This is a genomic window from Rhizobium leguminosarum bv. viciae USDA 2370, assembly GCF_002008365.1.
GTDB classification, from domain to species: domain Bacteria; phylum Pseudomonadota; class Alphaproteobacteria; order Rhizobiales; family Rhizobiaceae; genus Rhizobium; species Rhizobium leguminosarum.
The window spans coordinates 1-8050 of sequence record NZ_MRDL01000018.1 but is presented as its reverse complement, the minus strand read 5'-3'; the positions used below and the strand labels follow the sequence as shown (position 1 = coordinate 8050).

General features: G+C 55.0%; 7 protein-coding genes and 4 pseudogenes. 6 read left to right on the top strand and 5 right to left on the bottom strand.

The window, feature by feature from the left end; genetic code table 11:
* Positions 1-17: 17 nt before the first annotated feature.
* The 3 genes from tnpA to BS629_RS08730 form a co-directional block, all read right to left on the bottom strand.
* Positions 18-482 carry an IS66-like element accessory protein TnpA gene (tnpA, locus tag BS629_RS08740; RefSeq protein WP_077988117.1) on the bottom strand — a complete coding sequence of 155 codons (465 nt, stop codon included), beginning with the start codon at positions 480-482 and terminating at the stop codon, positions 18-20.
* 243 nt (positions 483-725) lie between these two features.
* A complete protein-coding gene (locus BS629_RS08735; RefSeq protein ID WP_077988116.1) occupies positions 726-1010 on the bottom strand; it encodes a hypothetical protein in 285 nt (94 codons plus the stop codon).
* Between the two features lies 1 nt (position 1011).
* The gene (locus BS629_RS08730; protein WP_077988115.1) at positions 1012-1299 is read right to left on the bottom strand and encodes a hypothetical protein; all 288 of its coding nucleotides are present in this window, start codon (positions 1297-1299) and stop codon (positions 1012-1014) included.
* Between the two features lie 541 nt (positions 1300-1840).
* Here BS629_RS08730 and BS629_RS08720 point away from each other — a divergent pair.
* The 3 genes and pseudogenes from BS629_RS08720 (at position 1841) to BS629_RS08710 (ending at position 4067) form a co-directional block, all read left to right on the top strand.
* On the top strand, positions 1841-2431 hold the full coding sequence (locus BS629_RS08720) for a ComF family protein (protein ID WP_077988113.1): 591 nt from the start codon (positions 1841-1843) through the stop codon (positions 2429-2431).
* The gene (locus BS629_RS08715; protein ID WP_077988112.1) at positions 2428-3306 is read left to right on the top strand and encodes an addiction module antidote protein; all 879 of its coding nucleotides are present in this window, start codon (positions 2428-2430) and stop codon (positions 3304-3306) included. The genes BS629_RS08720 and BS629_RS08715 overlap by 4 nt, the downstream gene beginning before the upstream one ends.
* Positions 3307-3349: 43 nt before the next feature.
* A pseudogene (locus tag BS629_RS08710) lies at positions 3350-4067 on the top strand (IS6 family transposase).
* Positions 4068-4118: 51 nt separating this feature from the next.
* On the opposite strand, the pseudogene BS629_RS39670 reads toward BS629_RS08710, so the two are convergent.
* Positions 4119-5035, bottom strand: a pseudogene (locus BS629_RS39670) (IS630 family transposase); the annotation flags it as partial.
* Positions 5036-5309: 274 nt separating this feature from the next.
* Between BS629_RS39670 and BS629_RS39145 the strand changes: the two are divergent.
* The 3 genes and pseudogenes from BS629_RS39145 to BS629_RS08690 all read left to right on the top strand — a co-directional run.
* On the top strand, positions 5310-5693 hold the full coding sequence (locus tag BS629_RS39145) for a hypothetical protein (RefSeq protein ID WP_165504959.1): 384 nt from the start codon (positions 5310-5312) through the stop codon (positions 5691-5693).
* Between the two features lie 300 nt (positions 5694-5993).
* Positions 5994-6731 (top strand): hypothetical protein, encoded by a 738-nt coding sequence (locus BS629_RS08695; protein WP_077988110.1) that lies wholly within the window; start codon positions 5994-5996, stop codon positions 6729-6731.
* A 216-nt stretch (positions 6732-6947) separates the two neighbouring features.
* Positions 6948-7430, top strand: a pseudogene (locus BS629_RS08690) (IS6 family transposase); the annotation flags it as partial.
* Positions 7431-7484: 54 nt separating this feature from the next.
* Here BS629_RS08690 and BS629_RS08685 read toward each other — a convergent pair.
* Positions 7485-7707: pseudogene (locus tag BS629_RS08685) on the bottom strand (amino acid synthesis family protein); the annotation flags it as partial.
* Between the last annotated feature and the right edge of the window lie 343 nt (positions 7708-8050).

The window sequence follows — 8050 nt, the reverse complement described above, 5'->3', positions numbered from 1 at the left end:
TCTCCTGTTCCTGGCATCTAAGCCGAAGTCAGGCAGAAATTCCACTTATCCCCGCTGTGCAGATTTCCCGAGCCAGCTCTGGCTGCAATCGTCGCGGCATCTGTGCCAGATGCGATCCTGAGTATCGCACCGTCGATCTCTAACTCGATGGCGACTGTTGGAGGTATATTCTTCGCTATCGTCTTTCGCCGTCGCGAATGCATCTTTGCCGGAGTGTCGATCACCGCCGGTACGAACATCGGCGGTGACGTTGGCTCGGATTCGCTCCGCGACTGCCGCCGCCAGGTGAATAACTGACCAGGCGACAAGCCATGCCGTCGCGCAACTGCACTGACCGACATCTCACCGCTATGGCTCTCGGCCACAATCTGAAGCTTTTCCTCGTCGCTCCAGTCGCGACGGCGGCCTGCTCCAGTGAAAACCTCAAACCGCTGCACCGTCTCATCCGTCTTGGTGCTAGGCGTAAACCCTGTAATCGTCATATGTCGAAGCCCTGTTCGGGCATAACATCAACAATCGAACGCCGATCCGGAAGGTGGGACTAAAACAGCGCTTACGATGGAGCATCCTTGTCTTCCGAATCAAAGGATGCGCTATGGGCCCAGCGTGCGGCCTCTTGCGGCATGGGAAAATAGCCGACGGGCGGCCGGATACAGGTCAAAAAAATAGCGGCCGGAATTGCTGGTCCCGTCCACTATGTTTTTGTTTGCTGAATGTTGCTGGCGTCAGAACTTGGGGGCAGGGGCCTCGATCTCGGGCGGAATGTCGCCTTTGTTCTCGACGGTATGGCCTGCGCGTTCCAAGGCATCGACTACGGCCAGGATCGCGGATCGGTCCTCGATCTCAAACTTTGCGCCTGCGAAAACGAAATTAAGACCGGGAGTAGAGCGAAAGAGGGGGAGAATGTCTTTCTGAATTACGCCCACGTCGCGCAGGGGAATACTGCGATCAAGGCCAAACCTGAAGGCCGTCGTTGGCTCGTCGAGCCAGGTGAGAATTACGTTCGTCATGTCATGCTGCCTTTCGCTCGATGTAGCCCGGAACGTCGCCTGTATGTTTGATCTCGAATCCGATTGCTACCAGTTTTGGGAGAACCTGGATTGCGGAGAGGGCAGGGTAGGACCACGCAATCCACTCGTCCCGGTGCTGGCGCGGCAGAAAGCCGCCTGCAGCAAGGGTCAAGGAAACGATCTGATGTTCTACCGAATCAAGTCCCTGGGCCAGCTCGACGCGGAAAGCGACGGCCTCACCCTTGCCAAAGCCTGACAGGTTCCAATGCAAGGTAATAGCCTTCTTCATCGCTGAACTCCTTACGCTGCGATCTTGAGATTATTCCCGATCCTCTTTATCCGCACCATGGGCGCGGCGATCTCGGGCAGGTGATCGGTCCACACTGGTAGGGAACCGCAAGGCCTTCGGAAATCAGGATTTGGCCCACGTCTCGGCCGTTGATCGTAAGGACACCACAGGACCTGCCATAGTTGCACTGCGGCGTTCCTTCCGTGCCTGGACGGCAAGAGCATTGAATCTTGCTGACGTGCGTCCTGCCGGTGGCGACAAGCTCCTGCAGGCGTGCTTTCGCCCGGTTACCAAGGATCGCCTCGCGGTCGCACTGTGGCTTGATGATAGCGATAAAGGCTATTGCTCCCGCCGCCCGTATATAGGTTTCCTGGTAAGCGCTCTTATCGGACATCGCCATCAGCTCTGCTTCGCAATCAATTTTCGCACGCAAATTCAGAGTTCTTGTCACGGGATCAAGCCAGCCGGCTCAGCGATCAGCCATAAAGCCCCTTGCTGCGATGTAACCCATAGGCTACATATATGCAAGCGGGAGACAAAGATGGCGGTCGAGATCCACTGGCAAGAGGTAAACGGTAATTGGCAGTCTGGGGTAGCACTCGATCTCCATACGACAAACAGCACGCCCATTGGCTATAACGAAGCCGGCCACATGCAATTTGACACCGTCAGGCCGCCGATCGCGGATCTTCTCTATCAGTTGAAGTACAAGAACAACCAGGGGGCAGCGCTGGGTATCATCGAAGCCGCCACCGCCTTCATCCAGCCTCACCGCGCAAAATTTGACATTCTTATCCCCGCGCCTCCGTCAACCGCCCGCGCTATCCAGCCGGTGTACGTTCTGGCGGACGGGATTGGCGCAAGCGTCCAGATCCCCGTCGTAAAATGCGTCGGCACGACTCGCCCGACTGCTCAGCTGAAAAACGAGAATGATCCGGCAAAGCGCAGGGAACTTGCGTCCTGTCTTTATGCTGTTGATCCCCAGCATACAGCTGGGAAGAACATCCTTCTCTTCGACGATGTTTTCCGATCCGGCACCACGCTAAACGAGATCACCAAAGTTTTGCTCGAACAAGGGCAGGCGTCGAGCGTACGCGTTCTCACAATAACCAAGACACGGAGCAACCAATGAACACCGTTTTCATCGGCGGCTCGCGACATATTTCGCGGCTGCCTGCTCAGGCGAAAGAGCGTTTGAACAACATTATTGAGAATGGACATGAAGTCGTTGTTGGCGACGCCAACGGTGCGGATAAAGCTGTCCAGAAGCACTTTTTGGACGCAGCCTATGAAAAGGTGACCGTATTTTGCTCCGGTGACAAACCTCGCAATAATCTCGGTGAATGGCGAACGCAAAATATCACGCCGCCTAAACATGTGAAGGGCTTCCAGTTTTATGCTGCGAAGGACCGCGAGATGGCTCGAGAGGCTGATTTCGGGTTCATGATCTGGGACGGAAAGAGCCCGGGCACAGTCCTGAACGTCCTGCGGTTAATTAGGGCTGGGAAAAAAGCCGTCCTTTTGAACGTACCTGAGGAATCACCGGTAACGTTTAAAACCCGGGAACAGTGGAGCGAGTTCTTAGCCAGATGTAGCGCCGATTTGCGCGAAAATTTGCGCGACCGCGCGACACCTGATGAGTGGGAAACTGATGAACCCAGTGCTCAAGCCGATCTACTGGAAACGTCTCGAGGCGTTCAGAACGTAAAGACGTCGCCCGCTACACAACCTCCATCCGCGGCCGATCTGGCTGCCAACGTGAATGCTGCCCTGGCATCTGGCGATCCCTCATCATTCATCGACGCTTTGGGTCATCTTGCCCGTGCGAAAAAAGGCGGGATGACGCAGATAGCGAAGGAGACCGGCTTAGCTAGAGAAAGCCTTTACAGGGCGCTCGGCAAAGATGGCAATCCGGAGCTGGTGACAATACTCAAGGTGATTTCGGCCCTGGGCCTTACGCTGGAAGCGAAGATGCAGGTCAAAGCTGGAACTTCGATAAGTTTGTAGGGTATTGTCACGTTAACTGGGTTGCGGTTGCCTGCCTGACGGGTTGGGCGTAGATTTCGGCGATGCAGACACGAGATTCAACTTCAAGCGTCACCGTTTTCCGCCACGGATCGTTTCTCACGCGGTCTGGCATTATTTGCGGTTCAACCTTAGTCTGCGTGAAGTTGAGGAAATGCTGCTCGAGCGTGGAATCGACGTGTCATACGAGACAGTCCGCCGCTGGATCGCCAAGTTCGGACCCCAGATCGCACGCAACTTGCGGCGGCGGCAGGCGAGCCCCGGCAATATTTGGTATTTGGACGAAGTCGTCGTGAAATGCGCTGGAGAGAAATCCTGGCTCTGGCGTGCGGTCGATCAACATGGCACCGTTCTCGAAGAGATATTGCAGAAGCGGCGTGATAAAAGGGCAGCGAAGCGCGTGCTGGTGGCGTTAATGAAGCGCTATGGCTTTGCTCCCAAACGGATCATCACCGATAAGCTCCGCTCCTACGGTGCAGCAAAGGCGGAAGTGGCACCCGGCCTTGACCATTGGTCGCACAAGGGCCTCAATAATCGGCCGAGAACAGCCATCTGCCGTTTCGAAAACGGGAACGAACCATGCAAGGCCACCGATCACCAGGCACGTTGCAACGGTTCGTCTCCATGCACTCGCGACCCGCAATTGCTTTCCAGTTCCGTCCCGTCGCCGCGCCGCGCAAACAATTCGCTACCATCGGCTCGAAGCTTTCGATGCATGGAAAATTGCGGCCTGTGTCGCCTGAATATCCACGAGCCGCTGACCTTTCCAGCCAGAGGAACTTAATGTGACAACCCCATCGCCACAGGTTCTCGACAGGGTTCAATTCGGGCGACCGCGGCGGCAGGAACAGCAGGGTGACGTTGTCGGGTACTTTGAGTTTCGGCGTGACGTGCCATCCAGCCTGATCAACGATCAGCACGGCATGAGCACCTTCATCGACCGCCTGGCTGATTTCGAGCAGATGCTGGTTCATGGCGTCGGTGTCGCAGTAGGGAAGAACAAGGCCCGCAGCTTTGCCCTTCTTGGGGCAGATGGCGCCGAAGGTATAAGTCCACATCGTGCGTTGATCGAGTGGTGCCGAAGGCCTTGTGCCCTTGCGTGCCCATCGTCGGGGGATCTTGTTCTTCTGCCCTATCCGAGCTTCGTCGGCCCACCAGAGCTCGATCTCGATGTTCTTGGGGAGCCTGCTTTTGATGGTTGCCAGTGTGGCGGGGAAGTTTTTTTAAAACTCTCCAGGTCACCCTCGTTCTGGGCGTAATGGCGCGGACGAGCAGACAGCTTTGCAAAGCCGAGCGCCTTCAATTCGCGGCCAATGGTCGTCTCGTCCACAGAGATCCGGTATTCCTGGAAAAGCCATTGAACCAGATCCTTGCGCCGCCAGCGAACGACGCCATGCACTGCTGGTATCGGCCCGATTTCGACAATCTTCGCCAAAGCCTGGCGATGCACATCGGAAAGCTCTCCTTGATTGCCAGGCGCTTTGCCGTTGATGAGCCCTGACGGACCGCGGGCATTGAAGCGCATAACCCAATCGCGGACAATCTGCAGGGTCACGCCTCCGATCCTGGCCGCGTCGCTGCGTGAATGACCATCATAGATTTCGGCAAGGGCAAGAAGCCGCCGAGCCTGTGCCGCATCCTTCGTGCTCTTGGCCAATGCCCGCAGGGCAAAACCGTCGAAGTCATCGCGCAGTGGAATTCCCAATGTCATCCGCAAACCTCCGTCTGCGACATAGATTCAGAATTCAACTGATTTGGAAACCGCAAAACGAGTCAGAGACCGCTCACGTTGGTATCAGTGACCTGATTTCCAAGCTCAGGATACCGGTGCCCAACGATGAAGCTGTCGAACAGCGTTAGATCATAGCGATGAGGGTCGCCCGTCGCCGCGATCGGCCGAAGCGTTTGCGCAAATCCCAGACCACGCCTTCGTAGTCCTCGCTGACTAACAACTACCTATTCCTGTTCGCCCACAGCTCAGACATGTGCAGCGCTTCCTTCATTCAGCTGTCGGAAAAGCACGGAATTTTCTGGGCACCGAATTCAAAAACGTGACAGCAACTTGCATCATCATCATCAATGCCAAGATGGGCGCGCAGCACTTTCGCTTTCGGCGCACTGAGACCAATCTTCGCGGCGAGTTCAGTTCGCTGCATATGGAATTTTTTTCGCAGGTCGATCTCGGCGGACCGCCGCCGACGCGGCAGGATCATCCCCCCAACGTAATGAACTGGAGCACCTTGCATAAGCACGAGAAGGAGGCTGTTCATCGTCCCGATGTGGGCATCGAAGCGCAATTCTCAAATAAGAAGTCGCCAAAGACAATATCGCTACGATTCCAGCCTCTCACCGGAACTAGCATGGGATGAAAGTGGCGAGCGCAACTTTGCAGAGTGGTTGCTCAAAGCTCAGGCCAAACCCTGACGTTCACCCATCGTTCTTCAACTTGGCCAAAATCCCAGCTTCGAGCCGATAGGGCCACTAACCGCGGAATTTGCGACAGACCCTCGTGGGCCCCGCCTATCAACTTAAGGTGTTTTCACCAAAATAATTAAACCTAAGATCGTTTTAGCAAAAAATTATATAAGTGACGTTGACTTGAACTCGTGGGGACCGTAAATTGCATACTGTAAATAAACACATCCTGGTTGCAATCAAAGGAAAAGACGATGACAGCAGTTACTTGGAATGACGGACGTCTGATCACCTTGAACGGCGGTGATACAGCAAGCTGCAACGGCAATTTGAATCAGGGGCAACTATACGCGCTGGTTTTCTACAACTCGGCCGGTAACGATGCCAACGCGACTGTGAACGTGATTTGGAGTCAATCACAGCCTCCCGTAAAGGTTACTGTGCCTGGCACTACTGGTAATCAGGGCCTTGCGGCGCTATGCTTTGTTTCAGGCAGCGACACGGCCTCCGTCAGCATTTCACTAACCACTGCCGATCCAGGCGTAAAAATAGATGCTTATATTGCCAGCGTAAAAATGCCGACGAACACATCCGGCATCAACAACGTTGCTGCACCAGTCGGCTCAACAGCATCGTTTACGAAATTTACGCGTTTCTACGGTGTGCCAGCAAGCCATTGGTATGATGTGACCTTGAAGAGCAACATCAACCAGTTCATTTCGGTACAACTTACTGAAAACAAGGCCAACGTTGTCATTCTCAATCAGCAAGCCGACCCCTCCAACACGATTGCCTACACAGGCACGACACAAAATCAGGTCACCGTCACCGGCAAAACTTACAACACCTATGAATACCCAATTCAGGGCAACGGAACACAGTGGGTTTGGGTCAACGCCGACAGTGCACAAAATTCGCAGACGGCAACTCTTGCAATACAGTCATTGCAAGCAACTTATAACTTGTTTGCCAAGCAAAAAGTCGACGCCTGATTGGTAGGGCGACAGGAGTGGGCCTTATGGCCTACTCCTGCTACAGCGAAAAATGCTCCAGTTGAGATGGATCAAGGTAAGCGGTGTTCTATTCCCACGTAGGCACTGTAAAGGGTGTTGTCACGTTAACCGGGCTGCGGTTGCCTGCCTAACGGGTTGCGCATAATTTTAGCAATGCAGACATCAGATATCAGTTTCAGGCGGCAGGCGCGCCCCGGCGATATTTGGTATTTGGACGAAGTCGTCGTGAAATGCGCTGGAGAGAAATCCTGGCTCTGGCGTGCGGTCGATCAACATGGCACCGTTCTCGAAGAGATATTGCAGAAGCGGCGTGATAAAAGGGCAGCGAAGCGCGTGCTGGTGGCGTTAATGAAGCGCTATGGCTTTGCTCCCAAACGGATCATCACCGATAAGCTCCGCTCCTACGGTGCAGCAAAGGCGGAAGTGGCACCCGGCCTTGACCATTGGTCGCACAAGGGCCTCAATAATCGGGCTGAGAACAGCCATCTGCCGTTTCGAAAACGGGAACGCACCATGCAAGGCCACCGATCACCAGGCACGTTGCAACGGTTCGTCTCCATGCACTCAGCGACCCGCAATTGCTTTTCAGTTCCGTCCCGTCGCCGCGCCGCGCAAACGCTTCGCTACCATCGGCTCGAAGCTTTCGATGCATGGAAAATTGCAGCCTGCGTCGCCTGAAAAGCCGGGAGCGTTGGCCCGTTCTCAGAGAGGACAACTTAATGTGACAACCCCGTGATTGCCGAAGCGGAGCATATGGATGAGCGCCGACGCATGCCCGATCTCGCCATCAAGGCCGCCGACCGCCGATTCACTATAGGCTTCGACCATTTCTCCCGAACCGACCGCACTGAGGATCATCTTCGTCAGCAAAGCACCGAGCAATGGCGCGTGCGGCAACATTTTCCGGCTTCAGATCCTCGACGAGGCCCTGTCCCGCCCAAGGGTTATTGATCACGCGATGTCCGAATAGAACGATGCCCGCCAGATCTACGAGATACGGGAGGCGCTCTTGTCAACGGCCGTCGCCGATTGCGCCCTTCTTGCTGGACGCGACGTCAAGATGAAACTGCGCAAAGCGATGGCTGAAATCGAACGCACTTCCGGCCAGAATTCATCGGCTCAATAGTCGAATTTCGCGACTCCGTGTCATGACTCTCTCGACTTCAAATCGCATGACCTCCGGTCCCTCGCAGGTCAACGAGATTTTTCGCGGCAATCAGAGCTGGCTCGGGAAATCTGCACAGCGGGGATAAGTGGAATTTCTGCCTGACTTCGGCTTAGATGCCAGGAACAGGAGA

Bases quoted from the DNA above. Each gene is read 5' to 3' on its own strand.
- tnpA (WP_077988117.1), bottom strand. From the start codon at position 482: ATGACGATTACAGGGTTTACGCCTAGCACCAAGACGGATGAGACGGTG.
- BS629_RS08735 (WP_077988116.1), bottom strand. From the start codon at position 1,010: ATGACGAACGTAATTCTCACCTGGCTCGACGAGCCAACGACGGCCTTC.
- BS629_RS08730 (WP_077988115.1), bottom strand. From the start codon at position 1,299: ATGAAGAAGGCTATTACCTTGCATTGGAACCTGTCAGGCTTTGGCAAG.
- BS629_RS08720 (WP_077988113.1), top strand. From the start codon at position 1,841: ATGGCGGTCGAGATCCACTGGCAAGAGGTAAACGGTAATTGGCAGTCT.
- BS629_RS08715 (WP_077988112.1), top strand. From the start codon at position 2,428: ATGAACACCGTTTTCATCGGCGGCTCGCGACATATTTCGCGGCTGCCT.
- BS629_RS08695 (WP_077988110.1), top strand. From the start codon at position 5,994: ATGACAGCAGTTACTTGGAATGACGGACGTCTGATCACCTTGAACGGC.